This window comes from Kitasatospora sp. NPDC096204 (assembly GCF_044763205.1).
Taxonomy (GTDB): Bacteria; Actinomycetota; Actinomycetes; order Streptomycetales; family Streptomycetaceae; genus Kitasatospora.
Genome location: NZ_JBIWFT010000005.1, coordinates 234,014 through 260,612 on the forward strand (window position 1 = coordinate 234,014; position 26,599 = coordinate 260,612).

Below are 26,599 nucleotides of genomic sequence, written 5' to 3' on the forward strand. Positions count from 1 at the left end.
ACGGCAGGGGGCCAGGGCTCCGACAGGAAGGGCCAAGGCCTCTCCCGCCGGAGCCCTGACTCGACGGTGTGGTGATCAGAGGGAGCTGGTGATCACGGTTCCGGTGTGGTTGCCGGGGATCGCGGTGAGGTTGAGGTCCTCGGGGGCGCTCCAGCCGCCGTCGGTGTGGCGGGCGGTGAGCAGGACCTTGTTGTCGTTGGTGGTGACGGCGAACACGGCGTCGGTGTCGACGGTGGCGGCGCTGATACCGGTGCCGGCGATGTTCCCGACGACGCTGCCGAGCGACCTGACCGGCTGCCAGCTGCCGCTGGCGTAGCGCATGGTGTGGTACTGGCCGTCGCTCGCGATCAGGGCGAGGTCGAGGTCGTCGTTCTGCCGGGTGACGGCGACGGCGCTCACCGGCGCGGTGGCACCGGCGGCCTCGGCGACCGAGCCCCAGCGGGACCAGCTCCCGGAGGCGAAACGGGCCGCGTGGTAGACCTTCCCGCCCGACACGGCGGCGATGTGCAGCTCCCCGCCCGCGGCACCGGCCGCCGAGATGGACGTGATCCCGTTCAGCGGGCCGGTCGCGTCGGTGACCAGCTTGAACGACGTCCACTGCCCGCTCGCGGAGCGGACGTTGTGGAACAGGTAGCCGTCCGCGACGACGACCACGTGCAGGTCACCACCGACCGAGGCGATGGTCACCTGGGTGATGTTGCCCAGGTCGGACACCGTCGTGTTCAGGTCGACGAACTTCTGCCCCCAGCCGCCGTCGAGGTTGTGCACGGCGTAGTGCAGGTGCCCGTCACCGCCGAGCGCGACCACATGGGTGTCACCGTTGATACCGACCGAGGACGCGGCCCGCACACCACCGATGTTCCCGGCCACGGCCTGGACATCCTCGAACGGCGTCCACGACCCGTCGTACAGCCGGGACGCGAAGAACAGGTTCGCGTCACTGCGCACCAGGGCCTGGGTCTTCCAGCCCACGGCCTTCGCACGGACCTGCTGCACCCACCCGGCGACGTCGTCGACGCGGGAGTTGAACGCGCCGGTGCGGGTCTCGGTGGCGGGTACGCCCAGGCAGCCGCCCTGCCACGAGCGGGAGGCGACGGCCACCAGCTCGGCCTTGCCGTTCACCTCACGCACCACGGGAGCGCCGGTGTCGCCCTTGCAGATCGCCGCGCCGCCCGTGCCGGTGGTGCCGATGCCCGCAGCACTCACCGTGTCGAGGGAGAACGCGCCGCTGTGCAGCTTGTTCGGCACCCACTCGTCCTTGGTCCGCCCGTAGGCGGGCACCCGCAGCGTCTGCCCGGCGGTGGGGGCGGCGGTGGCGACCGGCAGCGTGGCGACACCGTCGACGGGCGTGGCCAGACGGGCCATCACCAGGTCACGGTCGGCACGCGGCACCAGAGCGGAGACCTCCGCCGACTTCCCGCCGACGGTCACGGTCGTCTTCCACTTCGGCGCGCCGGCCGCGAGGGCCTGCGGCTGCGCCGGGTCGTCGGCGAAGCAGGAGGCGGCGGTCAGCACCCAACTGCGGTCCACCAGCGCGCCGGTGCAGGCCCGCAGGTTGTCGCCGATCACCAGGCGCGCGGTGAAGGCGTAGGAGCCGTCGGCGGCCGCATCGCCGACCACGGCTCCGGCCGGGGAGAAGGTGCTCAGCGTGCCGGCGGTCGCGGCCGCGACCAGCACACCGGTCCGCCAGGAACGGGACGGGGTCTTGCGGGACATGACAGAGGTCTCCTCGAGACGTCGAAAGGCGGCACCCCGCGAGAGCCGGGGGTGCGGATGAGGTTCAGGGGCTCGTGCTCGAGTCGGCGCCGATGCCCGCCCAGGCCTCGCCGGCCGCACAACGGTCGGCGAGGCCTGGGTGCCGGACCGGCTCAGCCGGTGGTGGCGGCGGAGACGCTCCGGATGGAACTGCTCGCGACCGGGTAGAAGGTCGTCCAGCCGCTGTCGGCCTTCCGGTCCGCGGTCCAGATCTCGTCGGCGCTGCTGATGGCGAACAGGCGCACCTTGTCGCCCATCGTCGTGGCCGCGACCTGCTTGATGCCGCCGGTGTTCGGGACGGCCTCGAAGGTGGCCCAGGGGCCGTTGCCGGTGCTGCTGGTGGTCCAGACCTTCTGGTCCGCACCGACCGCGAACAGGCTCACGGTGTTCCCGGAGGCGGTGACGGCGATGTGCTGGATGCCGGTGCTGGGCACGGCCGTGAACGGGGTCCAGGTGCCGGCGGCGTAGTCGCCGGTGGTGGTCCAGATCTGGTTGTCGCCGCCGATCACGAACAGGCGCACGGTGTCGCCGACGGCGACGGCCGCGACCTGGTTGATATTGCTGGTGGGCAGCGCCTCGAACGTGGTCCAGACGCCGGCGGCGTAGTCGCCGGCCGCGGTGTAGACCCGCTGGTCGCCGCCGATCGCGAACAGGCGCACCTTGCTGCCCATCGCGACGGCGGTCACCTGCTGGATGCCGCTGTTGTTCGGGACCACGTCGTAGGGGCTCCAGCCGCCGGCGGCGTAGTCGCCGGTGGTGGTCCAGATCCGCTGGTCGCCGCCGACCATGAACAGGCGGACCTTGTCGCCCATCGTGGTGGCACTGACCTGCCGGACGTCGTTCTTGCCGGGCACCGGGCCGAAGGTGCCCCACACGTTCTCCGTGTAGGCGCCGCCGTTCCCCCAGATCCGGCCGTCACCGCCGACCACGAACAGCCGGCTCACCAGACCCGACATCTTCACCTGCTGCACCCAGCCGCCGAGGTCGTCGACCCGGGTGTTGTACGCGCCGGTGCGGGTCTCCGTGGCGGGCACGCCCAGACAACCACCCTGCCAGGAACGGGAGGCGACGGCGACCAGCTCGGCCTTGCCGTTCACCTCACGGATCGCCGGAGCACCGGTGTCGCCCTTGCAGATCGCGGCGCCGCCGGTGCCGGTGGTGCCGATGCCGGTCGCACTCACCGTGTCGAGACTGAAGGATCCGGTGTGCAGCTTCAGCGGCGCCCACTCGTCCTTGGTCCGACCGAAACCGGGCACCCGCAGGCTCTGCCCGGCCACCGGAGCCGTGGTCGCCAGCGCCAGCGGAGCGACCCCGTCCACGGGCGTGGCCAGGCGGGCCATCACCAGGTCACGGTCCTGACGCGGCGCCAACTCGGCCACCTGGACCGACTTGCCGCCGACCGTGACGGTCGTCTTCCACTTCGGCGCGCCCGCCGCGAGCGCCTGCGGCTGCGCCGGGTCGTCGGAGAAGCACGACGCGGCGGTCAGTACCCAGTTGCGGTCGACCAGCGCACCCGTGCAGCCACGCAGGTTGTCACCGACGACGATCCGGGCGGTACTGGCGTACGTGTTGTCGGCGGCCGCGTCGCCCACCACGGCGCCGGCCGGGGAGACGGTGCTCAGCGTGGCGGCGGTCGCGGCCGCCATCAGCACCCCCGTCCGCCGGAAACGAGACTGGTGCTGAGACTGAGACTGAGACTGAGACTGAGATTGGGGCTGGGTTTTGCGATACATGGGGAGGTCCCTGCGAAGAATGAACGGATGCGGGATGCCCACAGGTATGGGCCGAAGTGAATCGGTCGGCTCCTCGGCATGGACGGCCAGGGCAGCCGACCGGAGTGCTGCTCGACGCCCGCCGCTGACGGCAACTCGGATCTCCGGATGGCTCAGGGCGCCGGCGTCGATCCGTAGGATCCGGGGCCCTCGTAGGCACGGACACGGCGCCGGGGTGCCTGTCGTCAGCGGTCGGCAGCCGTCCGACTGGTGTTGATGCCTGCCGGATCCTCGCAGGCCGCACAGCAGCCGGCGAGGCCTGCGCGGGGGGGGGTTCGTCAGCCGGTGACGCGCAGTTCGACCAGAACGGAGCGCTTCCCGCCGGGCAGGCTCTCGCCGACGGGCGCGGCCGAGTTCGGGGCTACGTCGACCTGCTTCTCCTGCCCTCCGGCGGTGAGCTTGGCACTGACGGCGCGGTCCTCGGTCCAGATGCCGTAGACGTCCGGCAGCTCCATGGCGAGGTAGCCCGTCTTGCTGTTGGTGGTGAAGCAGTAGCCGCGCTTGTCGAGGCGGGACTCGATGAAGATCTCGTTCGAGGCCTGGCAGTCGGTCGGCACCGTGTTCCCCGGGCCCTCCTTGAGCCAGATGTGCCCGTCGCCCTGCCGGAGCGTGATCTGACGCTCCTGCAGCAGGCGGTCGGCTCCGGGGTGCTGGAAGTCCTCCACGGCGACGGGCATCGCCGAGACGTCCGCCGAGCTGCTCCCGGTGGCGGCCTGCGCGACCGTCAGGGAGGCGACCCCGACGCCTGCGGCCAGAACGCCGATCGCGCCGACGATGAAGGGCTTGCGGAAGCGGGATATCTCCACGGCCGATCCTTAATTCCGAGGAGGCCCGGCTCGATCGGCCAGGCCTTCAGATGAGATTGACATGAGTAAAGCATGTGCAACGTATCAGCACAGCACGTCCCGGTGGGCCGAATTAAGCGCGCAAGTAAGACCGCCAGGGCGGGTCCTGACGATACGTCTGATGTGTACGAATCCCCGGAGACGCTCGCGCCTGGAGTCGATAGGCATCGCTTCCCGACAGTCCGTACGTCAGCGTACGTACTCAGTCAACCGGCAACATGAATTTGCCGCCGAGCAAACCTTGAAATCCTTTGGAGCGTCAGGAAGCGGGATCGGCACGGGCGGAGAACCGGGTGGCACTCGCGAAGGTCATGGGCTTTCAGCAGTGGAGCCCCGTTTCCGTTGTCTGTCGCCGTAGCGACCCGCCGTCGACTCACAGTTGGAGTGGGCGGGAGCAGGAGATCCGCGCCGCTCGCGAAGCACTCGCGCCGTCGGCAGCCGGCAAACGCCGTGTCCTCAGTCAGCGTTGGCGGAACATGTTCGTTCGGCACACCGGTGACCGAGGACACATGGCACTGGTGAGGTGCCCGATCCGGACGTGGTTCAGCCGTCCGCCGCGAGCGGGCGGGTGCGCAGCAGGGCTCGGGTCGGTAGGGCTGTTGCGGCGAGGCAGAGTGTGACGGCCGCGGCGGCCAGGGTCAGGGCGGTGCCCGGTGGGACGTACGGTGCCGTGCCGGCGAGGCCGCGGGCGATCGGGACGAGGGTGATCCAGGCGATCGCGCTGCCCAGCAGTAGTCCGGCCGCGGCCACCAGGAGGGCCTCCCAGCGCATCATGCCGCGGATCTGGCGGCGGGTGGCGCCCGTGAGGCGCAGCAGGGCCACTTCACGGCGCCGGTCGAGGACGGTCATCACCAGGGTGTTGGCGGCGGTGATCGCCGCGAAGCCGCCGAGGACGCCCGCCATCACGGAGTTCGCCCAGTCGCCGGCCGCCCGCTTGCGGTCGGTCTGGGCGAGGTATCCGGCGCGGTCGGCCACGGTGAGTGCGCCGGGAGTGGCGGTGGCGGTGCCGGAGGTGTCGGCGGCGAGGTTCGCCAGGCGGGTGGCGATGTCGGCGTGGTCGGTGCCGGGGGAGTCCGCGACCAGGACCTGGCTGTCGTAGGCGACGGCGGCGTGGGTGGCGACGGCCGCCCGGGGCAGGATCAACTGGCCGAAGCCGAGGCCGCGTTCGTAGGTGGCGACGACCGTCAGCCGGGCCTGGGTGCCGTCGCCGAGCCAGAAGGAGGCACGGTCACCGGCCTTGAGGCCGAGTTTGTCGGCGAGCGCGGTGTCGAGGGCGACGGTGTCGGTGCCGCGGGCGAGGTCGGCGAGCGAACCGGTCCGCACCCCCAGGTCGAGGACCCGGGGCAGCTTCGCCGGGTCGCCGGAGACGCCGAGGACGTTGGCGGAGCGGAGCTTGCCGTCGGAGCGGTAGACGGCACCGGTGCGCAGCAGTCCGATCGCGGCGTCGACGCCGGGCACCCGGGCGGCCTGTTCGGCGGTGGTGGCGGGCAGGCCGGGGCCGGTGGAGCCGAGCACGTGGTCGGCCGCGATGCCGTCGCGCACCTGCTCGCCGGTGGCGTGCTGGACGCTGCTCTGGATGAACAGCATGGTGCCGCAGAAGGCGGTCACCATCGCGATGGGGGTGAGGGCGGAGGTCAGTCGGCGGGCGTTGGCGCGGGCGTTGTCGGCGGCCAGTGATCCGCCGGCGCCGCCCGCGCCGGCCCGCAGCGGCAGGCCGAGTACTCCGGCGGCGATCCGGGCCACCCACGGGCCGAGCAGGGCGATGGCCACCAGGAAGCACATGACCACGCCGAGCGCCGTGTTGGCGGCGTTCTCGCCGCTCAGGTTGGCGGCGACCGCGGTCAGCACCACGCCGCCGGCGATGGCCACCACACCGAGGAGGGTCCGCAGCACGCCCGTTCGCGCCACCGGCACCGACGCCTCGCCGAGCGCCTGGCCGGGCCGCAGGTTGGAGGGCCGTCGGGCGGCGAGGTGGCCGGCGGCCAGTGCGGCGAGCAGGCAGGTGGCGACGGCGACGAGCGCGGGGAGCGGGCCGACGTCCAGTTCGACGCCCCGGGGGACGGCGCCGCGCGAGGCGAGGCCGTCGAACCACCAACGGGCCAGCGCCACGCCCGGGACGAGGCCGAGCACTCCGGCGAGCGGGGCCACCAGCGCCGCCTCCGTGGCGACGGAGCGGCGGATCTGGCGGGGCGTCGCGCCGACGGCGCGCAGCAGGGCGAACTCCCGGGCTCGCTGGCCGATGGCCAGCGCGATGGTGGACACCACGACGAAGACGGCCGTCATGGTCGCGGTGCCGCCGAAGGAACCGCCGATCGCGATGAGCAGGGTCCGGCCGTCCCCGAGCGCCGGCTGTTCGACGGATCCGCGGGCGTCGCCGGTGACCACCCTGATCCCGGTGGGGGAGGTGGCGGGCTGGGATGCTCCGGGGGCCTTCCGGTCGGCGGTGTCGCGCAGCGCGTCGCGCAGGTGCCGGGCGAGGTCCCCGGCACTGACGCCCTCGCGTGGCTGGACGGCGATGGCGTCGACGCGGCCGGGGTGGCCGGAGAGCCGGCCGGCCGTGTCGTCGGCGAACCAGGCGGTGGGGCCGGCGCTCTGCGGCGCGGCCAGGCCGGAGACGCGGTAGGTGCCGCTGCCGCCCGGCGCGACCAGGTTCAGGCTCGCGCCCGGGGCGAGGTGGGCGGCGCGTGCGGTGGCGGCGTCGAGGACGACCTCGCCGTCGCCGGGGGCGACGCCCTCGACCAGGGTGTCCGCGCTGCCGGCGATGCCGAGCGCCGCGTACCCGCGCCCCGTCAGGCCCGGCGCCGCCGGACCCGGCTGGATCGGGAAGGCGGAGTCGGCGCGGGCCGCCGCCACGCCCGGCTGCGCGGCGATGTGCCGGGCCAGGGCGGCATCGACGCGGGCCCGGTCGGAGACGGGCCGGTCGACGGTCTTCTCCTTCTTGTCGGAGACCTTGCGGACGATCTCGACGTCCGGCTCGGCCGCGACGACGACCGGCGCGTTCGCGTAGCGGACCGGGGGCACGGCGGCGGTGATGCCGGTCTGCAGCATGGTGCCGCAGGCCATGATGACCGCCGCGGCGAAGAGCAGGGCGATGAACGTGCCCGCGAAGGAGGCGGGCCGGAAGCGCACCGAGGCGCGCGCGAGGCCGTTGCTCACGCCGTCGCCTCCACCCGGCCGGTGGTGAGCGTGACCATCCGGTCGGCGACGGACTGCGGATCCGGGTGGGGCAACTCGCCCGCGAGGGCGCCGTCGGCCAGGAAGACCGCGCAGTCGGCGAACGAGGCCGCCACCGGATCGTGCGTCACCATGACCACCGTCGCACCCATCGTGTCCACCGCGTGCCGCAGCAGTCCCAGCACCTCGTGCGCGGTGCGGGTGTCCAGGGCACCCGTCGGCTCGTCCGCGAACACCACGTCGGGGCGGGTGATCAGCGCACGGGCGATCGCCACCCGCTGCTGCTGACCGCCGGACAACTGGCCCGGCCGGCGCGAGGCATGGCCACCCAGACCGACCTGGTCGAGCAACTCCCCTGCCCTGCCACGGTCCTGACGCTCGCCGGCCAGGCGCAGCGGCAGCAGCACGTTCTGCAGCACGGTCAGCGAGGGCAGCAGGTTGAACGCCTGGAACACGAACCCGACCCGGCTGCGCCGCAGTTCGGTCAGCCGGTTCTCGCTCAGGCGGGTGATCTCCTCGCCGCCGAGGAACACCTGGCCCGACGTCGGCTTGTCCAGGCCGGCGGCGCACTGCAGGAGGGTGCTCTTGCCGGAGCCGGAGGGGCCCATCACAGCGGTGAAGGTGCCGTGCGCCAGCGCCAGGTCGATGCCGCGCAGCGCGTGCACCGTCTCACCGCCGCGCCCGTAGCTGCGCCGTACCGCCCGTAACTCGATCGCGGCCCGGGCCCGACCGGAAGGATCGGTAGGTCCGCTAGGCCCGGTCGGCCGGTACTCGGACCGGTGCTCGGAGCGGTGCTCGGAGCGGTCGTGGCGGCGTGCCATGGTGGGGCCTTCCCTCGCGGATCGTCGGCGGATCGTCGCTGGTCGTCGACGTGACCCAGGCTAGGAACGGCGGGTACCGCGAGCCATGGAGGCTGCCGGCGGACGAGGGGTGGGGTTAACCCCACCCGGGTGGACCCGGAACACCTCCCTAGGCTGTTCCTCCGAAGCATCCAGCCCGCCGAGAGGTAGCCATGAAGTCTCCGCGCTGTGGCAAGTGCAGGAAACCGGCCGCCGAGGGGCCGTTGGGCGGGTACGTGTGCGGCTCGTGCTGGCACGTCGTCCCCCCGCCGGCCCACGCCACCTCCCGAGAGGTCACCACTCGGGAGGTGGGCGTGTCGGACATGAACTGCGCGCAGTGCGGCGCGGAGATCACCTACGGCCCGCGCGGGGGCTACGTCTGCGGCAACTGCAACCACGTCGTGGAGCCTCCGGACGCGGCCCAGGCCCGCAAGGACGCCGCGAAGGGCAGGGCCGACCGGCAGCGACGCGCGGCGGAGGACCGTGCGACGCGGCAACGACGGTGACGACGGGGCCCGTCACATCGGTTCAGCGGGACGTGGGGCACCCCGTTACGCCCCTGACCCCCGGACGGCGACCGTGCACAGCCGCTTGGTGGCGCGGGTCAGGGCGACGTACAGGTCCCGTTCGCCCGCGGGGCGGGCCGCGACGATCCCCTCCGGGTCCACCACGACGGCCTCGTCGAACTCCAGGCCGCGCGCTTCGGACGCCGGGACCAGCCGGGCGTACTCCTCGACCCCGGCGGCCGCCAGTTCCGCCACCCGGCCGTCCGCGCAGACGACGCCGAGCAGCTCGCCGGGGTGCGCGGCGGCCTGCGCCCGCAGCTCGCGGACGAGTTCGCCGACGAGCCGCTCCGGGGCCACGGCGACGGACCGCGGCTCGTCACCGTGCCGGATCGACCGGACCGGCGGCTGCGCCGGGGCGATCCGGCGGAGCAACTCCCCGGTGGTGGCGAGGATCTCCTGTGTGGTCCGGTAGCTGACGGTCAGCGTCCGCAGATCGAAGCGCCGGCCGAGGTGCGGGGCGAGCGCCTCGTCCCAGTCCCGCGCGGTCGCCGCCGGGCCCGCCTGCGCGAAGTCACCGACCAGCGTCATCGACCGCCCCGGACACCGGCGCACGATCATCCGCCACCGCATGGCCGTCAGCTCCTGCGCCTCGTCGACGACGACATGCCCGAAGGTCTGCTCGGGCGGCCCGTCGACCAGGCTCGCCGCCTCGTCGAGGAGCGGCACGTCGGCCTCGGTCCACGGCGCGCCGGGGGTGCGCAGCAGCGACGCCCGCTCGTCGTCGGTGAGGTGCGGCAGGTACTCGGCGAGTGCGTCGGCGTCCGCCAGCAGGGCGTCGACGACCCCGCCGGGCACCAGCCGCGGCCAGAGCTCCTCGACGGCCCGGTCCACGTACGCGTCGTCCAGGAGCGCGGACCGGACCGCGTCGGCGTCGAACTCGTCGGCCCCGGTGGAGGGTTCGCCGTCGATGCCGAGGTTGCGAAGGTCCCGGGCCGCCATCCTGTCGAAGTCGACGCCGGTGAGCTGGGCGACCTCGGCGTCGATGCGCTCCAGGTCCTCGGCCATGCCGCGGGCCAGCGCGCCGGTCAGGGCGTCCACCAGCAGCTCCAGGAACAGCCGGCGCGCCCGGTTGTGGGCGAGTCCGCTCGCCCGCGCCGCCTCCCGCGCCCCGGCGACCTCCCCCTCCGCCAGGCGGACCCACTCCTGCCCGACCCGGACGGTGAAGTCCCCGTCGGGCGCCTGCCGCGCACGGACCGAGCCGGCCAGCGCGTCGGCCAGCTCGGCACCGCCCTTCAGGCGCGCCACCCCGAACCCGTCCACGGCACCCGGCCGTACGCCGGCCAGCTCCTCGCACGTCGCCAGGACGACGTCGTTCTCCCCGAGCGAGGGCAGCACCTGGGAGACGTAGTCCAGGAAGCGCGCGTTCGGCCCCAGGACCAGCACGCCTCGCTCGGCCGCCTTCGGGAACGCGTACAGCACGTACGCGGCGCGGTGCAGCGCCACCACCGTCTTCCCGGTGCCAGGCCCGCCCTGCACCACCGTCACCCCGCGGTGCGACGACCGGACGATCGCGTCCTGCTCCGTCTGGAGCGTGGCGACCGCCGTCCCCATCCGACCCGTGCGCCGCTCCCGCAGCGCCGCCGCCAACGGGCCGTCACCGACGACGTCCCCGTGGGCCGGCTCCGAGCCGTCCAGCAGTTCGTCACTCACCCCGACCACCGTGCGGCCCGCCAGGCTCAGATGACGGCGCCGACGCAGCCCCATCGGGTGCACCGGCGTCGCCTCGTAGAAGGCCCGGGCCGCCTCCGCCCGCCAGTCGACCAGCAACGGCAGCTCGTCCTCGTCCCGCTGCAGGCCCAGCCGCCCGATCCGCAGCACCGTCCCGTCCGCGAGGTCGATCCGGCCGAAGACCAGCCCTCCCTCGGCGCCCTCCAGCCGGCGCACCTCTCCCGCCAGCCGCCCGGCCGCCACCTCCCGCTCGTACACCTCGCCCGGACTGCCGGCCGCCGACGCGAGCACCCGGCCCAGCTGCGCCCGCGCCCCGGCGAGCCGCTCGTCGAACAGCTCGCCGATGACGGACACCTGCACCCGCTCCAGCTCCACCTGCTGTGCGGTGTTGCCGTGGATCTGCGACAAGGAAGAGCCCCCTCTCGATTCGACCCACCACTATGCAGAGCCATTCCGGGAAAGTAAATGTTGATTTTCCGGCGCGGATGTGACCTCGATTTCCGGTGGTGCGGCTTTCCGGGGAATTCCGGAAACGGTCGCGCGCCCGCCGGACCGCCAGAGCCGTCGCACGGTATGGCGTTTCCGGAGCCGCTCCCTTTTACGCCGCTCCTCGCCGGGCCGGCTACGGCCGGCGGCGGGTGGGTTCGGGCAGCAGGGCCTCGGCGGCGGCCGTCGCGACGACCTCGGCGACCGTGGACAGGGCCGGCGAGTCCAGCTTCCACTGCTGCCAGTACAGGGGGACGTCCATGGGCCGGGTGGGCGCCAGTTCCACCAGTCGGCCGGACCGCAGCAGCGGCTCCGCCTGCGGTTCGGGCACGAGGCCCCAGCCGAAACCGGCGGCCACCGCGTCCCGGAACCCGTCCGAGGCGGGCACCAGGTGGCGGATCCGCCCGGCGCCGGAGCGCCCCCCGGTGAGGGAGCGGACGAACTCGTCCTGGAGCTCGTCGCGCCGGTCGAAGACCACGGTGGGGGCGTGGCACAGGTCCTCGGCCAGGTCCCCGGTGAGCTGCCGGGCCGCGAACTCCGGTGTGGCCACGGCCAGGTAGCGGGCCAGCCCGAGCCGCCGCGCGGTGCAGCCGGCCACCGGGTCGGGCGAGGAGGTGACGGCGGCCATCACCTGGCCCTCGCGCAGCAGGGCGGTGGTGTGGGCCTCGTCCTCCCGGTGGAGCTCGAAGCAGATCGGCGGGTCCTGCGGCACCCGGGTGAGCGCGGGCAGGAACCAGGTCGCGAGGGAGTCGGCGTTGACCGCGATCGGGACCCGGGCCGGGCCCTGCTCGGCGGCCAGGCCCAGTTCGGCGCGGGCGTCGCGTTCCAGGCGGGCCAGCTGGCGGGCGAAACGGACCACCACCTCGCCGGACTCGGTGAGCCGTACCGGCTTGGTGCGCATCAGCAGGACCCGCCCGGTGCGCTGCTCCAGGGCCTTGACGCGCTGGCTGACGGCCGAGGGGGTCACGTGCAGGGCGGCGGCCGCGGCGTCGAAGGTGCCCTCGTCGACCACCGCGAGCAGGGTCCGGACCTGGTCCAGGGGAAGCTCGTCCATAAGTACGGCTAAGGTTACTTTAGAATCTTTAGCTGTACTCATCGATACGCGATCCATACGGTCGAAGCCATGAACAGCAGCACCATCGCGGCCGTGATCGCCGGATTCGGTACCGGGCTCTCCCTCATCGTGGCCATCGGGGCCCAGAACGCCTTCGTCCTGCGCCAGGGCGCCCGCAGGCACGCCGTCCTCGCGGTGGTCGCCATCTGCGCCCTCTCCGACGCGGCGCTGATCGCGCTCGGGGTGACAGGCGTGGGCACGGTGGTCACGGCCTGGCCGGCGGCGCTGACCGCCGTGGGCCTGGTCGGCGGGGCGTTCCTGCTCTGCTACGGCTTCCTGGCGGCCCGCCGGGTGCTGCGCCCGGATCCGGCGGCCGCGCTCGCCGGCGGCGGACCGGAGGCGGGTTCCGTCCGGCGAGCGGTCCTGACCTGCCTGGCGATGACCTGGCTGAACCCGCACGTGTACCTCGACACCGTGCTCCTGCTGGGCTCGCTCGCCTCCGACCGCGGCGACCTGCGCTGGGCCTTCGGCGCGGGCGCGGCGGTGGCGAGCCTGTGCTGGTTCGCCGCCCTGGGCTTCGGCGCCCGGCTGCTGACCGGCGTCCTGTCCCGGCCGAAGGCCTGGCGGGTGCTGGACGGGCTGGTCGCGGTGACGATGCTGGTGATGGGCGGGATGCTCGTCGCCGGGGCGTAGGGCGCTCCGAGGCGCCCCGGCCGTCGGACCGGGGCGTTCGGCGGCATCTCCCGGTGGAGCGGCTTCGGCATCGGCGCCGTGCTGTCCTGCCCTCTCGCGCGCAGATCATGCGTTCATGGCGCATTCTTCCGTCGAAGGCGTGATTTTCCCGGGAAGCAATTGCCTGGCCGTTCTTTTCCGACCTAACGTGCGCCGAAAGTCCTGGCGGGGCGGCGTGCCCCTCGCCGGGCGGGAGAGAGGAAGCGGAAATGCCGGTCAAGGTGAAGAAGCAGAAGTTCAGCATGCTCTTCGACTGGTTCGACCAGGGCGGCGACGGAATGCTCACGCATGATGACTTCCAGGCGATGGGAGAGCTCTTCGGCGGGCTGGCCGCGGAGGACGACCAGGAGAACGCCTCGGCGATGCGGAAGGCGTTCGAGGACTGGTGGCGGGTGCTGCTCGCACACGGGGACGCCGACGGGGACGGGAGGATCGACCGCAAGGAGTTCTTCGACGTCATGGAGGCCAACGTCACGGCCCCGGAGCACTTCGAGAAGGCGGTGCTGGCGATCGCGGACGCTCTGATGCGCGCGCTGGACACCAACCGTGACGGGGTGCTGGGCAAGGACGAGTACGTGCGCATGTACGACGCCCTGGGAATCCCGCCCGAGCATTCGGGGGACGCGTTCCGGCGGCTCGACCGGGACGGCAACGGGGTGATCAGTCACGAGGAATTCAGGACGGCCATCACCGAGTTCTATCTGAGCACCGACGAGAACGCGCCGGGGAACTGGCTGATCGGCCCCATCGAGTAGCGGTCCTGAACTCCGATCCGACCGGGGTCCGGCAGGTTGCGGGCTCCGGCGGTTTCGGCTGCGGCTGCGGCTTCGGCGAGCCGGCCGTGCGGCGCGGTGAGGCTGTCGAAGACAAGCCGCCGGCCTTCGCGGCCCCCGGGATCCGCCGGTCGGGCGGCCGGCCGTAGTCGAGGCGCCCGACCGCGAGTCGGGCATGGCCCTGCGGCGGCGTCCGGCCGGTGCGGCAGGCGCGGGCCTCCGATCCGCAGGGACAGGACGTCCTACTTGTCGCGGGGATTGAGGGTGCTGAGGACCGTACCCGCCGCGTCCGGTGTTGCCGACGTGAAGGTGGCCGTCGTCACCGGGGTTCGTCCGGTCCTGGAGTTCACGGGCATGTCGTACCTCGACATCGGCCCTTCCTCCTCCGCTTCCGCACCTGTTCGCCGACCCACCCCGTCCCGTCGAACACGGCGATGCGCCGATGCGTCCGGGGCCGGCCCTGTCGAGTGTTGTCGACGCCTGGGGTGTGAGTGTCGGGAGAGTTGGGCAGGGACGCGTCAGGACCCGGGCGGCTGTGCGGACGCCCGGTGCGTCGGAGCGGGGCCGGTGGCGGCCTGCCGTCAGTGTGCGAGGAGCCCGCCGATCAGCGTGGGTGCGTCCTCGGCCGATCCCCGCCGGGTCGATTCACCGTGTGGCGGACTCCGCCGACGTGGCTGCCTGGTACGGGCGTTGGGTGCTGCAGCTACGGCCCGGACGTCGCGGGCGGTTGATTCGGCCATCCGGTCACGGTCGGTGTCGGACTCAGGGGTGCGGCCGGCCGCGCCGGGGATCTCCCCCCACCCGGTGGGTGGGCCGGTCGGCGACAGAAGGGGTGGGACCGAGGGTGGATGTGACGACGCGGACGGCGGTCACGACGGACCGCTCGGTGCGACGGGAGGTGCGACGGGAGGTGCGACGGGAGGCGGAAGCGCAGGCGCAACGGGAGGCGGAAGGGCAGGCGCGGCAAGCGGCGCGACGGGAGGCGCAACTCCGCATCTCCGCAGGGGTGTTCCGGCGCTACTGGGCCGGATCGCTGGTGAGCCGGCTCGGGGACCAGGTGACGGCCGTGGCCCTGCCGCTGATCGCCGTGCTCACCCTGCACGCGACGGCCTGGCAGGTCGGCCTGGTCACCGGCGCCGGGTACCTGGCCTGGCTGCTGGTCGGGCTGCCGGCCGGCGTCCTGGTCCACCGGCTCCCGCTGCGCGGCACCCAGGTGGTGATGGACCTGGTGCGCGGGCTGGCCGTGGCCACGGTGCCGGTGGCGGCCGCGCTGGGGGTGCTCGGACTGCCGCACCTGGTCGCGGTGGCCCTGCTGGTCGGGCTGGCGAGCGTGGTCTTCGACGTCGGCAACTCCACTTTCCTGCCGTCGATCGTCGCCAAGGAGGAACTGACCGCCCGCAACAGCCTGCTCTCCGGCAGCAGCGCCGCGACCGAGCTGGCCGGCCCCTCGCTCGGCGGGGTCCTGGTCCAACTCGTCGGCGGCGCGGCCGCGATGGTGCTGGACGCGGTCAGCTATCTGGTCTCGGCGGCCCTGCTGCGCAGCCTGCCCCGCGCGGAGCGGCCCGCCGGGCGGCCGGCCGGTGCGGGGATGCGGGAACAGATCCGCGAGGGCTGGCACTTCGTCACCCGGCACCCGGTGATCGGGCCGTGCGCCGCCGACGCCGCCGTCGTCAACTTCGTCGCGGGCGGGCTGATGACGCTCACCCCGGTGTTCCTGGTCGACACCCTCGACGCGCCGGCCGCCGCCGTCGGCGCCCTGATGGCCACCGGCGGCCTCGGCAGCCTGGCCGGCGCCGCCCTCACACCCCGGGTGGTGTCCAGGATCGGCGGCGGCGGCGCCCTGCGGTGGGCGGCGCTCGCGGCCGCGCTCTTCACCTTCCTGCTCCCGGCGGCCGGTTCGGGCTGGGCGGTGCTGGTCTTCGCCGTCGGCAACGTGGGCTTCTCGGCGGGCGTCGTGGTCACCACCATCGTCGCCCGCACCCACCGGCAGACCCACACCCCGCCGGAGCTGCTCCCCAGGGTGATGGCCACCGTCCGGTTCGTCTCCTGGGGCGCCACCCCGGTCGGCGCGCTGCTGGCCGGCGCGGCCTCCACCGGCTGGGGGCCGCGCACCGCCCTGCTGGTGCTGGCGGTGTGCGGCCTGGCCGGGCCGGCGATCCTGTTGGTCGGCCCGATCCGGCGGGTGCGTGACCTCGTCTGACCGCGGCCTGAGCGGCTCGCGGCGCGCGGCGGTTCCGCTTCCGCCGGGTGGGGCCGACCGCCGCGCCGGGGCGGGGCGGGGTCGGGGGCCTGGCCGGCGCCACCGGGGACACCGGGGACACCGGGAGTCAGGGCGCGTCGGACCGGATGTCGTAGCGGGACCGGGCCCTGGCGATCTCGTTCTGGTGCTGTTCCGTCCATACGACCAGGGACTGGATCGTCGAGTGCAGGGTGCGCCCGAGCGGGGTGAGTTCATAGTCCACCCGGGGCGGGACCACCGGATGCACGGTGCGGCTGACCAGGCCGTCCCGCTCCAGCTGACGGAGCGTCACGGTGAGCATCCGCTGGCTGATGCCGTCGATCTCACGGCGCAGTTCGGTGAAGCGCAGGGAGCGCCGGTCCAGCAGGGCGATGACCAGCAGCGACCACTTGTCGGCGATCCGGTCGAGGATCTGGCGGACTTCGCAGTCCTCGCGGGTGTCCCATTGCAGGACCGCGTAGTCGCCGTCGGTATCCGTGCAGTGCGTCGGTAACTTCGAAGTGCCTTCTTCCACGGTTCCTCATGCTGCCGCAGGATGGCGACTGCTTACAAGAGGGAACTGGCAGGCCGTGCGGGAACCGACCCCGGCCGTCCGGTCCCGGGCTCCGTGACGCCTCGCAAGGAGAGCTCCGTGTCAACCCGAACCGCATCGCCGGAAGGCGACTCAGGCCGGATCACCGGCCGATCCCTGGGCGTACTGATCGTCCTGTGCGGCGCCATCTTCCTGGAGGGGATCGACGTCGCGATGCTCAACGTGGCGCTGCCCTCCATCCGCGCCGACCTGGGCATGTCCACCGGGGCGCTCAGCTGGGTGCTGAGCGCCTACGTCCTCGGTTACGCCGGTTTCATGCTGCTGGGCGGCCGCACCGCCGACCTTCTGGGCCGGCGGCGGATGTTCCTGTTCTGGCTGACCACCTTCGTGCTCTTCTCCGGCCTCGGCGGATTCGCCACGGAGGGCTGGATCCTGATCCTCGCGCGCTTCGTGACCGGCCTGTCGGCGGCCTTCATGACGCCGGCCGGCCTGGCCGTCATCACGACCTCCTTCGCGCAGGGCCCGCAGCGCAACCGGGCCCTGCTGCTCTACGCGGGCACCGCCGCGGCGGGCTTCTCGCTGGGCCTGGTGGTCGGCGGTCTGCTCACCGGGATCAGCTGGCGCTGGGTGTTCTTCGCCCCGGTGATCCTCGCGGGAACGATCCTGCTCGGGGCGCTGGCGCTGATCCCCCGGGAGGCGCCGCCGCAGCGCGATCCGAACGAGCGGTTCGACGTCCTGGGCGCGATCACCGCGACCGGCGCGATGCTGCTGCTCGTCTACGCCGTGGTCCGCTTCGGCGAGTCCGACGCCGAGCTGGGGGTCACCCTGGCGATCCTGGGCGGCGGCCTGCTCCTGCTGGTGCTGTTCGTCGTCGCCGAGCAGCGCTCGTCCACGCCGCTGGTGCGGCTGGGCATCCTGCGCTCCGGCCCGCTGGTGCGCGCCAACCTCGGTGCGATGCTCTTCGCCGGCTCGTTCTTCGGCTTCCAGTTCGTGGTCACCCTGTTCCTGCAGGACCTGCGCGGCTGGAGCTCGCTGCAGACCGGTCTCGCCCTGCTGGCGGTCGGATGCGACGCGGTCCTCGCCCCGATGCTGACCCCGAAGCTGGTCGACCGGTTCGGCAACGTCAAGGTCATCCTCGGCGGCTTCCTGCTGGCCGCGGTGTCCTACGCGCTGTTCCTGCCGGTGGGCCTCGACTGGAGCTACGCGGCGATGTTCCCGACCATGATCCTCACCGGTACGGCCTTCTCGCTCGCCTACGGCCCGCTCACCATCGCGGCCACCGACGGGATCGAGGAGGAGGAACAGGGCCTGGCCGGTGGCCTGGTCAACACCTCGTTCCAGTTCGGCGCGGCGCTCGGCCTCTCCGTCGTCACCACCGTCAACCTCGCCGCCACCAAGGCCGACGGCACCGTCCGGGACAAGCTGGACGGCTTCCACGCGGCGCTCGTCGTGCCGGTGGGCGCGGTGCTCCTCGGGGCGGTCGTCACCGCCTTCGGCCTCGGCCGGAAGCGTGCCGTCGCCGCTCCGGTGGCCGGGGCGCGGGAGGACGAGGCGCTCGTCTCCTGAGGCCTCTCCTGAGGCCTCTCCGGGGCGCCCGGCCGGGACTCGGGTCCGGGACTCGGGCCCGGGATGCCTGACCGGGCACCGGTGCAGCACGGGCAGGCCCCGCACATGGGGGTGCGGGGCCTGCCGTCAGCGGCGGTCCGGCGGTGCGGTGGTCCGGTGCTGTGGTTCCTGGCGTCAAGTCCATTGACAGTAGGGAGCGTTGCGGATCCGACCGTCAGCGGACCTCGGCCACCAGGGAACCGTACTTCGCCTTGATGTCCGCTGCCGCGGACTGCCACTGCGGGGTGTCGACGATCACGCCGCTACCGTCGATGGCGAGCGTCAGGCCCTCGATCTCCACGCCCTTGGCCTGCCACTCCTCGGTGTCCGCGCGGATCCGGTTCAGGAACGTCATGAGCTGGTCGCGGGAGCCGGCCGCGTCGGCGAACGCCACCTTCACCGTGGGCGCCGCCATGCGGGTCACGGCGGCGTCCAGGCCGCTGCCGGGGACGCGCATCACGTACAGCGTGTTCGTCGTCCGGTCGCGGCAGGTGCCGAAGTAGTGGTCGGGGTAGTCGGTCATCGCCAGTCCCTCGATGGCCTGACCGGCCCGGTTCAGGGCGAGCTCCGCCGGATCCTCCGTCATCGACGCCGACGGCGACGGCGACAGCGAGCCCGAGCCCGAGCCCGAGCCCGAGCCCGAGCCCGAGCCCGAGGCCGAGCCCGAGCCCGAGGCCGTGGGCCAGGTCGACGACGAGCCGGACGTGGCCGGGGTGTCGGAGGCCGCGGCCCCGGTCGTCGGGCCGCCGGTTGTCGGGCCGCCGGTCGGGGGCATCACCGACGAGGGCTGGTCCGTCGCCGGAAGGCCGGACGACTGCGTCCCGCCCGGGAGGCCCGACGCCGGACTCGGCGGCAGCCGGGCGTCGTGCTGGTGCCAGCCCGGCGTCCGCATCGACGAGGGCCCGTTCGTGCAGTTCAGCATCACGGCCACCCGTCCCGGCGCCGTCGCGCTCGGCGTCGGGCTCGTCGTGCCCAGGCCCGGCCCGGCCGCCCCCGTGCGGCCGGCCCCGAGGCCGCCGACGAGCTGTGTCAGCGCCCCCGCTCCGACGGCCAGCACCGCCACCGCCGTGACTCCCCGTACGACCGCCTGCCGTCGGGCCCGGCGCCGCCCGGCCTCGTGCAGCTCGGCCAGCGGCGGGCTGCCACCGATGCCCGCGGCATGCGCTCCGAGCCGGGTGACCAGCTCCTCCTCGAACCTGTCATCAGCGCTCACGACTCACCAACTCCCTCACCGGTTCCATCTCCTGTCGAAGCGCCTTGATCCCGCGCGCCAGGTGGGTCTTCGCCGTGGGCACCGAACACCCCAGCTCCTCCGCCACCTGCGCCACCGGCAGGTCCAAGTAGTAGCGCAGCACCACGGCCGCCCGTTGCCGTCGCGGCAGCCCCGCCAGTGCCGCCGCCAACTCGTCGTCCCGCTCGGCGTCCTGAACCGCCGGCCCGTCCGGCAGCGCGGAGGTGAGCACCTCGCGTCTGGTCCGCCGCCACCGCGACACGTGGGTGCGGACCATCGTCCTGCGGACGTACCCCTCGGTCGCCGCCACGTCCCGGATCGCCGAACGTCTCGGGTACACCTGGGCCAGGGCGTCGTGCAGCAGGTCGCGGGCGTCGTGGACGTCCCCCGTGATCAAGTAGGCCCCCCGGAGCAGGGCCTGGTACCGCGCTGCGACGAACTCGTCGAACGGGTCGGGCCCGGAGCCCCCCGGGCGGATCGATTCGCGCTTCATGTCCCCAGGACGTCCGGGCCGCCGAAAACGGATGACACACCACCGGTATTCGCCCCGGAAATCCGGGCGACGGGCGGCGGGCCTGAGTTTCTGTGAGTTCGGTCACATGTCTTGTGTGATGTCATGGCCGGGCTCACACTACCGATTTGCGACCATACGTGCGCTTCCGCACGAAGGTCCTCCACTTCTCGTCCGCCGGGTGCTCCCCGGCTGCCGCATGGCCTCCTCCGGCCGGGTCCGGAGGACGGTCGCCATCACCGTCGGACATCCCCGGACGCTCGGTCCGACGACGCCGCGCTCCTCCGACCGTACGCACCAGCCGGGGTGGGCGCCGTGCCCCCGGACCGCGCCCGCCCCCGTCGTCCGTACTCCCACCCCCACGCAAAGGAGCTTCGGATGAAGCACCCGCGCACCCCCACCCTCTGGCGGCGGCCGTTCGCCGCCGTCGCGGCCGCCGCCCTCGCCCTGGCCGGCGCCGCCTGGAGCACCGCGCCGGCGGCCGCGAGCGCCGCCGCCCCCGCCCCGGCCCCCGCCGCCGTCGGGCCGGGCCTGGTCCGGGTGAGCGCCGACCCGCTCACCGACACCGGCAGCCAGCACGCCACCGAGGTGGAGCCCGACACCTTCGCCCAGGGCGGCACGATCGTCTCCTCCTTCCAGGTCGGGCGGTTCGCCGACGGCGGCGCGGCCGGCCTCGGTTGGAGCACCTCGATGGACGGCGGCGTCAGCTGGCGGCACGGGATGCTGCCCGGCATCACCGTCCAGCAGGGCGGCCGCTGGGCCCGCGCCTCCGATCCGTCGGTCGCCTACGACGCCAGGCACGGCACCTGGATGGTCGCCGGCCTGGTCATCGACTCGGGGCGCAACCCCGTGGGCGTGACCGTCAGTCGCTCCGCCGACGGCCGGAGCTGGCGGGAGCCGGTGCGGGCGGTCGGCTTCGACGGCCAGGCCTACGACAAGGAGTGGATCGTCTGCGACAACACTCCGACCAGCCGCTACTTCGGCACCTGCTACATCGAGGTCGACATCCCGTCCTCCGACGACCTGATGGTCATGTCCGTCTCGCGGGACGGCGGCGCCACCTGGTCCGCCCCGGCCTCCCCGTCCGGCGTCAACCTGGGCCTCGGCGGTCAACCGCTGGTGCGGCCGGACGGCACGGTCGTGGTCCCCTTCTCGACCGACACCACCTCGATCCGCTCCTTCACCTCCACCGACGGCGGCAGGTCCTGGGGCTCCACGGTCCTGGTCGCGGACGTCTCCGCGCACGAGGTCGCGGGCGGCCTGCGCGACGGCGAGGGCCTGCCCTCGGCGGAGATCGACGCCGACGGCAGGGTCTACGTCGCCTGGCAGGACTGCCGCTTCCGCGCCGGCTGCCCGGCCAACGACATCGTCTACGCGACCTCGCCCGACGGCGTCACCTGGTCCGCCGTGACCAGGGTGCCGATCGACCCCACCACCAGCGGCGCGGACCACTTCCTGCCCGGCCTCGGCGTCGACCGCGCCACCTCCGGCCCCACCGCCAAGCTCGGGCTCTACTACTACTTCTACCCGGACGCCGACTGCACCGACGTCACCTGCCGGCTGGAGGTCGGCTACATCTCCTCCACCAACGGCGGCGCCACCTGGAGCACACCGCTCACCGTCGCCGGCCCGATGCCGCTGTCCAGGATCGCCGCCACCACTGGGGGCAGCATGGTCGGCGACTACCTCTCCACCTCCGTCCTCGACGGCAGGGCGGTGGCGGTCTTCGCGGTCGGCAGGGCCCCGGCCGACGGGCGGGCCTTCGACGAGGCGATGTACGCCGTCCCGGGCGGCCTGCCCGTCCGCGCCGGCAGCACCCCTTCGAGCACCGGCCCGGTCCTTGCCACCTCGCCCGACCATGAGCGGCCCCTCCCGCCGCTGACCCGTCACTGACCGCTCCGGTCCGTCCTTCCACCCGGGCCCGTCCTCCCGCCCCACCGGGAGGACGGGCCTTCCCCCGTACGGCAGTTGCCCGTACGGCGGTTGCCGACGCCCTCTGGCGTTTCGATGCCGCGCCAGTAACATGAGTGTCCCTCACGTTCACGTCAGGAGGCTGTCATGCCGGACCGCTACGACCTGCCGGCGGGATTCCGCTGGGGTGCCGCCACCGCCGCCTACCAGATCGAGGGGGCGGTGGGGGAGGACGGCCGCGGGCCCTCCGTCTGGGACACCTTCGCCGCCCGGCCGGGAGCCGTCCGCGACGGCCACACGGGCGCGGTGGCCTGCGACCACTACCACCGCTACCCCGAGGACATCGCCCTGATGAAGGGCCTCGGGCTGGACGGCTACCGCTTCTCCGTCTCCTGGTCCCGGGTCCTGCCGACCGGCGCCGGTGCCGTCAACCCGGCCGGACTCGCCTTCTACGACCGCCTGGTGGACGCCCTGCTGGAGGCCGGCATCACGCCGCTGCCCACCCTCTTCCACTGGGACCTCCCGCAGGGCCTGGAGGATGGCGGCGGCTGGCTCGACCGCGACACCGCGTACCGCTTCGCCGAGTACGCGACCGTCGTGGCCGACCGCCTCGGCGACCGCGTCCCCGCCTGGATCACCCTCAACGAGCCCTTCGTCCACACGGTGTTCGGCTACGCCCTCGGCACCCACGCCCCCGGCCGCACCCTGATGTTCGAGGCCCTCCCGGCCGCCCACCACCAGCTCCTCGGCCACGGCCTGGCCGCCTCGCTCCTGCACGAGCGCGGGCTGGAGGTGATGCTCTCCAACAACCTCACCCCGGTCGAGCCGGCCTCCGACTCCGCCGAGGACACGGCCGCCGCCCAGGCCTACGACGCCCTCCACAACCGGCTGTTCACCGATCCCGTCCTGCTCGGCCGCTACCCCGACCTCTCCGCCCTCGGCGTCCCCGACGACATCTTCGGCGCCGTCCGCGACGGCGACCTCGACCTCATCCACACACCCGGCCTCGACGGCCTCGGCCTCAACTTCTACAACCCCACCCGCGTCGCCGCCCCCACCGAACCCGGCCTGCCCTTCGACCTCGTCGACATCCCCGACGTCCCCCACACCGCCTTCGGCTGGCCCGTCGTCCCCGACGCCCTCACCCGCCTCCTCCTCGACCTCCGCGACACCTACGGCAAGGCCCTCCCGCCCGTCACCGTCACCGAGAACGGCTGCTCCGTCGAGGAGTCCACCGACCCCGACCAGCCCCGCATCGACTTCATGGCCGCCCACCTCGACGCCCTCGCCCGGGCCGCCGCCGAGGGCATCGACATCCGCGGCTACTACACCTGGTCCCTGCTCGACAACTTCGAATGGGCCGAGGGCTACCACCAGCGCTTCGGCCTCGTCCACGTCGACTTCGAGACCCAGCAGCGCACGCCCAAGGCGTCGTACGCGTGGTACCGCGATCTCATCGCCACCCACCGGGCCGATCGTTCAACGTAGTTGACATCAGTCGATGCGGGATCGTAGGGCCTCTTGGCGTCGACCGAGAGGGGCCATCCTGATGGCGTGGCCCACAACAACTGCGCCCCAGTCACTGTGCAAAAGACAGGGTGTTCGACAAGTCTGCAGCCAATCGCCAGTGGTTCAGTTGCAGGGCGGTCGTGCGGGGACGGACAGTCTTACGATTCCGGGGTCGCTCGTCACCGCGCTCCCACCCGACGGAACGTCTGTGCTGAGCGACTCTTGCCATGTGACGTGGCCTGGGTCATGGCGATCTCCCGAACACACTCGCCGGCCGGTGCCGCTACTGAACCTGACGGGGTGATGTCGGAGCCGTTCGCCATCGGATCACTCGTTGTCGCCGCAGCCACCCTGGCCTGGAGCGTCTACAGGGACCTTCGGAAGCAGGCCCCCGAGCCGAGCCGGGAGGTGGTCACCCGGATCGTCCGGGTCCGACTGGAGAGTACGGAGACGGGATTGGCCACCCTCGGGGCGGAGGAACGGCAACGAATCGTCGGCGGCGTCGTGGAGGAAACACTCGACGCGGCGCGTTCCGGCGTCGAGGCCGACCGTTCGACCCGCGCACCGCGGACGGACCGCCGGCGATGGCGTCGTCAAGCGTCGGCACGTCCGAGTACTGTGGGGCCCGGAGGACGGGGAGGGCAGCAGTTGCGCAGGGTGCCGCCGGAGATGTTCCGGTTCACGACGGGGGAGAAGGCCGAACTCTACGGTGCGATCCTCCAGGCCTTCGGCGCGGCCAACGAGCGGCTGGAGACCGCGCTGGGGCTGGACGACGTGCGCGCCCGGCTGCGGACGGTCGGCTGGCTCGACGCGGTGGACGACGACGAGCTCCAGGACGCGCTGAGGAAGCTCAGGGAGTGGCAGCTGCTGGACGTCGTGCAGAACCACGCGGAGAACTACCGCACCGCCGAGGAGTACGAGCGCCGCAACCTCCAGTACTCGCTGACCCGGCGCGGTGAGGCCGCGTCCGCCGGGGTCGAGCACGCCCTGTCCGTCCTCGCCTCGTCCGGTGCGCTCCAGACGGCGGTGCTGGAGGCGATCACGGACCGGCTCGACGAGCTGTACGTCCTGCTGGGGGACTCCACGTCCTCGGACCGGCGGATCTTCACGACGCTGCAGGAGCTGGAGGGCCACCTGGAGGCACTGCTGGCCAACACCAAGGCGTTCAACGGCGAGTTGCAGCGCCTGCTGCGCGCCGAAGGTGCCGACCTGGCGACCTTCCGGGAGGTGAAGGCCGCGACGGTGGCCTATCTCCAGGAGTTCCTCGTCAATCTCGACCAGCGGGGACAGGCGGTCGCCTCCGCCGTGGAGCGGGTCGAGGGGCGGGGCGTGAGCCTGCTGCACGAGCGGGCGCTGCGGGGTGCCGAGCTGCCGCCGGTTGTGGACGGTGATCCCGCGCCGGCCTGGTTGGAGCGGCGCCGGGCGCGTTGGGAGGGGCTGCAGGCCTGGTTCCGGCCTGTGGACGGGGCACGACCCCGGGCGGAGCAACTGCATGGCGTGGCGCGCCGAGCGATCGTGACGCTCCTGCAGGTCCTCGACCGGATCACCGAGTCACGGCGCCGCTCCTCCAGCGCCGTCCAGGACTTCCGGGAGCTGGCCCGCTGGTTCGCCGCGGCGCCCACCGAGGAGGACCTGCACCGCCTCTGGTCGGCCGCCTTCGGCCTGGGGCCGGCCCGTCACGCCCATCTCGCCCACCCCGACCCGGAGTTGGTTCCCTCGTCGGGCAGTTGGGCCGAGGCTCCGCCGGTGGAGGTGTCGGCGCTGCTGCGCACCAGTGGCCGCACCGAGCGGTTCACCCGCACCGGGAAGGTGCGCGACATCGGCGGGATCAAGGCGGCCCGCGCCGAGCGGGCCCGGAAGGAACGCGCCGAACTGGAAGCGGCCTGGGACGTCCTGGCCACGGACGGTCCGGTGCGGCTCTCCGGCTTCGGCACGCTGGACCACGCCGTCTTCGAGCGGCTGCTCGACCTCCTCGGCCGGGCGCTCGCCGGACGACCGGACGGCCGCGGAGTGCGCCGGGCGGTCACCTCCGACGGCCGGGTCGAGATTCTCCTCCGGCCGCTGCCCGACGGCGGGCGGGCCGTTCTGCGGACACCTCGCGGGAAGCTGGAGGGACCTGATCACCTGGTGGAGATCCGCAGCGCGGGAAGCATACGGGAGCCCGCCGGGCGGGAGGCAGGATGAGCACCCTTGCGAACCAGCTGGTGCTGGCCGAGCGGCAGGACGTCGCCCGAGGCATCAGGCTGCTCCTCGCCCGGCCGCTGATCACCGAACGCGGAGACCCGTCCGCCTTCGAGATGATCCGCCGTCGGCAGGACCCGTTGACGAAGTGGTTCGACTACCATTGCGGTTGGCAGCTGGCGGTGGAACCGCGCCTGGGGTACGCGCGGCTGCTCAAGATCCGGACCGTTCCCGACGCCTCGCGCCCCGCCCGTCGGCTGCGGTCCGGCAAGGCACCGTTCGACCGCCGCCGCTACACCCTGCTGTGCGTCGTCGCGGCCGAGCTGCTCCCGGTCTCGGTGACGACGGTCGGCCTGCTCGCCGACCGGGTCGTCCAGGCCTGTGCCACCGACGAGGCGCTGCCGCCCTTCGACACGGCGAGCAGGCCCGAGCGCATGGCCTTCGTGGACGTCCTCAAACTGCTGGAGGCGTACGGCGCGCTCCTCACCGTGGACGGCCTCACGGAGAGCTTCGTCGACTCGGCGAAGGCCAAGGTCCTCTACCGGGTGGATGCCACCGTACTGATGCGTCTCCTCGCCGCACCCGTCGGTCCGTCCCGGCTGGCCGTGCCGGCGGAGGACGTGCCGCTGCGCTTCGAGGAACTCCTGCGGGGCACGGTGCGCGAGAGCCGGTACGGTGGCGCCGACGCCTCCGATGCGCAGCGCAACCTCCGACTGCGGCACTCGGTGCTGCGCCGGCTCCTCGACGATCCGGTCCTCCACCACGACGAGCTCGGCGCCGACGAACTGGCCTATCTCACCTCGCCGACCGGGCGCCAGATCGTCCGGCGCGCCGCCGAGCAGGGCGGGTTCGTGCTGGAGGAACGGGCCGACGGCCTGCTGCTCGTGGACCCGGACGGGATCGCCACCGACAGCCGCTTCCCGGACGACTCCGCGACGGCCCGTGTGGCGGCCCTGCTCCTGCTGGAACCGCTGACAGCCGCTCCGGACGGGCTGACACCGGAACAGCTCGCGGTCGAGGCGAACGAACTCCTGCGGCGCTTCCCGCAGTGGGCGAAGAGCTACCAGTCGGAGGACGGCGCCCAGCGCCTCACGGCCGACGCCGTTCGCGTCCTCGGCGACTTCGGCCTGGCCCGCCGGATCGGCGACCGCACGGTCCCCCGGCCCGCGGCGTTCCGGTACCGGACCACCGTGCCCGACGGTTCCGCGACATGACC

Annotated in this window: 19 protein-coding genes; 9 read left to right on the forward strand and 10 right to left on the reverse strand. The window is 73.0% G+C overall.

What is annotated here, in order from left to right; all coding sequences use genetic code 11:
- Positions 1-75: 75 nt before the first annotated feature.
- From ACIQ87_RS08065 to ACIQ87_RS08085, 5 genes are all read right to left on the reverse strand, one after another.
- On the reverse strand, positions 76-1,716 hold the full coding sequence (locus ACIQ87_RS08065; protein ID WP_402403232.1) for a trypsin-like serine protease: 1,641 nt from the start codon (positions 1,714-1,716) through the stop codon (positions 76-78).
- 152 nt (positions 1,717-1,868) lie between these two features.
- The gene (locus ACIQ87_RS08070; RefSeq protein ID WP_402403235.1) at positions 1,869-3,401 is read right to left on the reverse strand and encodes a trypsin-like serine protease; all 1,533 of its coding nucleotides are present in this window, start codon (positions 3,399-3,401) and stop codon (positions 1,869-1,871) included.
- A 404-nt stretch (positions 3,402-3,805) separates the two neighbouring features.
- Complete coding sequence (locus ACIQ87_RS08075; RefSeq protein ID WP_402403238.1) at positions 3,806-4,333, reverse strand: hypothetical protein; 528 nt, start codon at positions 4,331-4,333, stop codon at positions 3,806-3,808.
- A gap of 582 nt (positions 4,334-4,915) precedes the next feature.
- Positions 4,916-7,528, reverse strand: coding sequence for an FtsX-like permease family protein (locus tag ACIQ87_RS08080; protein WP_402403240.1), 2,613 nt, complete (start codon positions 7,526-7,528; stop codon positions 4,916-4,918).
- Entirely contained in the window at positions 7,525-8,367 is an 843-nt protein-coding gene (locus tag ACIQ87_RS08085) for an ABC transporter ATP-binding protein (RefSeq protein WP_402403242.1), read from the reverse strand. The genes ACIQ87_RS08080 and ACIQ87_RS08085 overlap by 4 nt, the downstream gene beginning before the upstream one ends.
- Before the next feature lie 332 nt (positions 8,368-8,699).
- Here ACIQ87_RS08085 and ACIQ87_RS08090 point away from each other — a divergent pair, with 332 nt between their 5' ends.
- A complete protein-coding gene (locus ACIQ87_RS08090) occupies positions 8,700-8,891 on the forward strand; it encodes a hypothetical protein (protein ID WP_402403244.1) in 192 nt (63 codons plus the stop codon).
- A gap of 45 nt (positions 8,892-8,936) precedes the next feature.
- On the opposite strand, the gene ACIQ87_RS08095 is transcribed toward ACIQ87_RS08090, so the two are convergent.
- Both ACIQ87_RS08095 and ACIQ87_RS08100 read right to left on the reverse strand, forming a co-directional pair.
- Positions 8,937-11,027, reverse strand: coding sequence for a HelD family protein (locus tag ACIQ87_RS08095; RefSeq protein WP_402403246.1), 2,091 nt, complete (start codon positions 11,025-11,027; stop codon positions 8,937-8,939).
- Positions 11,028-11,241: 214 nt separating this feature from the next.
- On the reverse strand, positions 11,242-12,159 hold the full coding sequence (locus ACIQ87_RS08100) for a LysR family transcriptional regulator ArgP (RefSeq protein ID WP_402403248.1): 918 nt from the start codon (positions 12,157-12,159) through the stop codon (positions 11,242-11,244).
- A gap of 69 nt (positions 12,160-12,228) precedes the next feature.
- Here ACIQ87_RS08100 and ACIQ87_RS08105 point away from each other — a divergent pair, with 69 nt between their 5' ends.
- From ACIQ87_RS08105 to ACIQ87_RS08115, 3 genes are all read left to right on the forward strand, one after another.
- Complete coding sequence (locus ACIQ87_RS08105; RefSeq protein WP_402403251.1) at positions 12,229-12,852, forward strand: LysE/ArgO family amino acid transporter; 624 nt, start codon at positions 12,229-12,231, stop codon at positions 12,850-12,852.
- Between the two features lie 248 nt (positions 12,853-13,100).
- Positions 13,101-13,646, forward strand: a complete 546-nt coding sequence (locus ACIQ87_RS08110) for an EF-hand domain-containing protein (protein ID WP_402403254.1) — start codon at positions 13,101-13,103, stop codon at positions 13,644-13,646.
- 1,024 nt (positions 13,647-14,670) lie between these two features.
- Positions 14,671-15,864 carry an MFS transporter gene (locus ACIQ87_RS08115; protein ID WP_402403256.1) on the forward strand — a complete coding sequence of 398 codons (1,194 nt, stop codon included), beginning with the start codon at positions 14,671-14,673 and terminating at the stop codon, positions 15,862-15,864.
- Between the two features lie 127 nt (positions 15,865-15,991).
- On the opposite strand, the gene ACIQ87_RS08120 is transcribed toward ACIQ87_RS08115, so the two are convergent.
- Positions 15,992-16,417, reverse strand: coding sequence for a winged helix-turn-helix transcriptional regulator (locus ACIQ87_RS08120; protein ID WP_392875880.1), 426 nt, complete (start codon positions 16,415-16,417; stop codon positions 15,992-15,994).
- 159 nt (positions 16,418-16,576) lie between these two features.
- Here ACIQ87_RS08120 and ACIQ87_RS08125 point away from each other — a divergent pair, with 159 nt between their 5' ends.
- Positions 16,577-18,001, forward strand: a complete 1,425-nt coding sequence (locus ACIQ87_RS08125; protein ID WP_402403375.1) for an MFS transporter — start codon at positions 16,577-16,579, stop codon at positions 17,999-18,001.
- Between the two features lie 214 nt (positions 18,002-18,215).
- Here ACIQ87_RS08125 and ACIQ87_RS08130 read toward each other — a convergent pair whose 3' ends face one another.
- Positions 18,216-19,253, reverse strand: a complete 1,038-nt coding sequence (locus ACIQ87_RS08130; RefSeq protein ID WP_402403260.1) for a hypothetical protein — start codon at positions 19,251-19,253, stop codon at positions 18,216-18,218.
- Positions 19,243-19,764 (reverse strand): SigE family RNA polymerase sigma factor, encoded by a 522-nt coding sequence (locus ACIQ87_RS08135; RefSeq protein WP_402403263.1) that lies wholly within the window; start codon positions 19,762-19,764, stop codon positions 19,243-19,245. Before ACIQ87_RS08135 ends, ACIQ87_RS08130 begins: the two co-directional genes overlap by 11 nt.
- Positions 19,765-20,160: 396 nt before the next feature.
- On the opposite strand from ACIQ87_RS08135, the gene ACIQ87_RS08140 reads away from it, so the two are divergent.
- The 4 genes from ACIQ87_RS08140 (at position 20,161) to ACIQ87_RS08155 (ending at position 26,597) form a co-directional block, all read left to right on the forward strand.
- Complete coding sequence (locus ACIQ87_RS08140) at positions 20,161-21,675, forward strand: sialidase family protein (protein WP_402403265.1); 1,515 nt, start codon at positions 20,161-20,163, stop codon at positions 21,673-21,675.
- Positions 21,676-21,840: 165 nt separating this feature from the next.
- Entirely contained in the window at positions 21,841-23,181 is a 1,341-nt protein-coding gene (locus tag ACIQ87_RS08145; RefSeq protein WP_402403267.1) for a GH1 family beta-glucosidase, read from the forward strand.
- Positions 23,182-23,871: 690 nt separating this feature from the next.
- Positions 23,872-25,386, forward strand: coding sequence for a TIGR02677 family protein (locus tag ACIQ87_RS08150; RefSeq protein ID WP_402403270.1), 1,515 nt, complete (start codon positions 23,872-23,874; stop codon positions 25,384-25,386).
- Positions 25,383-26,597: a TIGR02678 family protein gene (locus ACIQ87_RS08155; protein WP_402403273.1), complete on the forward strand. Its 1,215-nt coding sequence runs from the start codon at positions 25,383-25,385 to the stop codon at positions 26,595-26,597. The genes ACIQ87_RS08150 and ACIQ87_RS08155 overlap by 4 nt, the downstream gene beginning before the upstream one ends.
- The last annotated feature ends 2 nt before the right edge of the window (positions 26,598-26,599 follow it).

Coding starts and splice junctions, on each gene's coding strand:
- ACIQ87_RS08155 (WP_402403273.1), top strand. CDS start 25,383: ATGAGCACCCTTGCGAACCAGCTGGTGCTGGCCGAGCGGCAGGACGTC.
- ACIQ87_RS08085 (WP_402403242.1), bottom strand. CDS start 8,367: ATGGCACGCCGCCACGACCGCTCCGAGCACCGCTCCGAGCACCGGTCC.
- ACIQ87_RS08135 (WP_402403263.1), bottom strand. CDS start 19,764: ATGAAGCGCGAATCGATCCGCCCGGGGGGCTCCGGGCCCGACCCGTTC.
- ACIQ87_RS08105 (WP_402403251.1), top strand. CDS start 12,229: ATGAACAGCAGCACCATCGCGGCCGTGATCGCCGGATTCGGTACCGGG.
- ACIQ87_RS08070 (WP_402403235.1), bottom strand. CDS start 3,401: ATGGCGGCCGCGACCGCCGCCACGCTGAGCACCGTCTCCCCGGCCGGC.
- ACIQ87_RS08100 (WP_402403248.1), bottom strand. CDS start 12,159: ATGGACGAGCTTCCCCTGGACCAGGTCCGGACCCTGCTCGCGGTGGTC.
- ACIQ87_RS08140 (WP_402403265.1), top strand. CDS start 20,161: ATGAAGCACCCGCGCACCCCCACCCTCTGGCGGCGGCCGTTCGCCGCC.
- ACIQ87_RS08145 (WP_402403267.1), top strand. CDS start 21,841: ATGCCGGACCGCTACGACCTGCCGGCGGGATTCCGCTGGGGTGCCGCC.
- ACIQ87_RS08150 (WP_402403270.1), top strand. CDS start 23,872: ATGTTCCGGTTCACGACGGGGGAGAAGGCCGAACTCTACGGTGCGATC.
- ACIQ87_RS08110 (WP_402403254.1), top strand. CDS start 13,101: ATGCCGGTCAAGGTGAAGAAGCAGAAGTTCAGCATGCTCTTCGACTGG.
- ACIQ87_RS08065 (WP_402403232.1), bottom strand. CDS start 1,716: ATGTCCCGCAAGACCCCGTCCCGTTCCTGGCGGACCGGTGTGCTGGTC.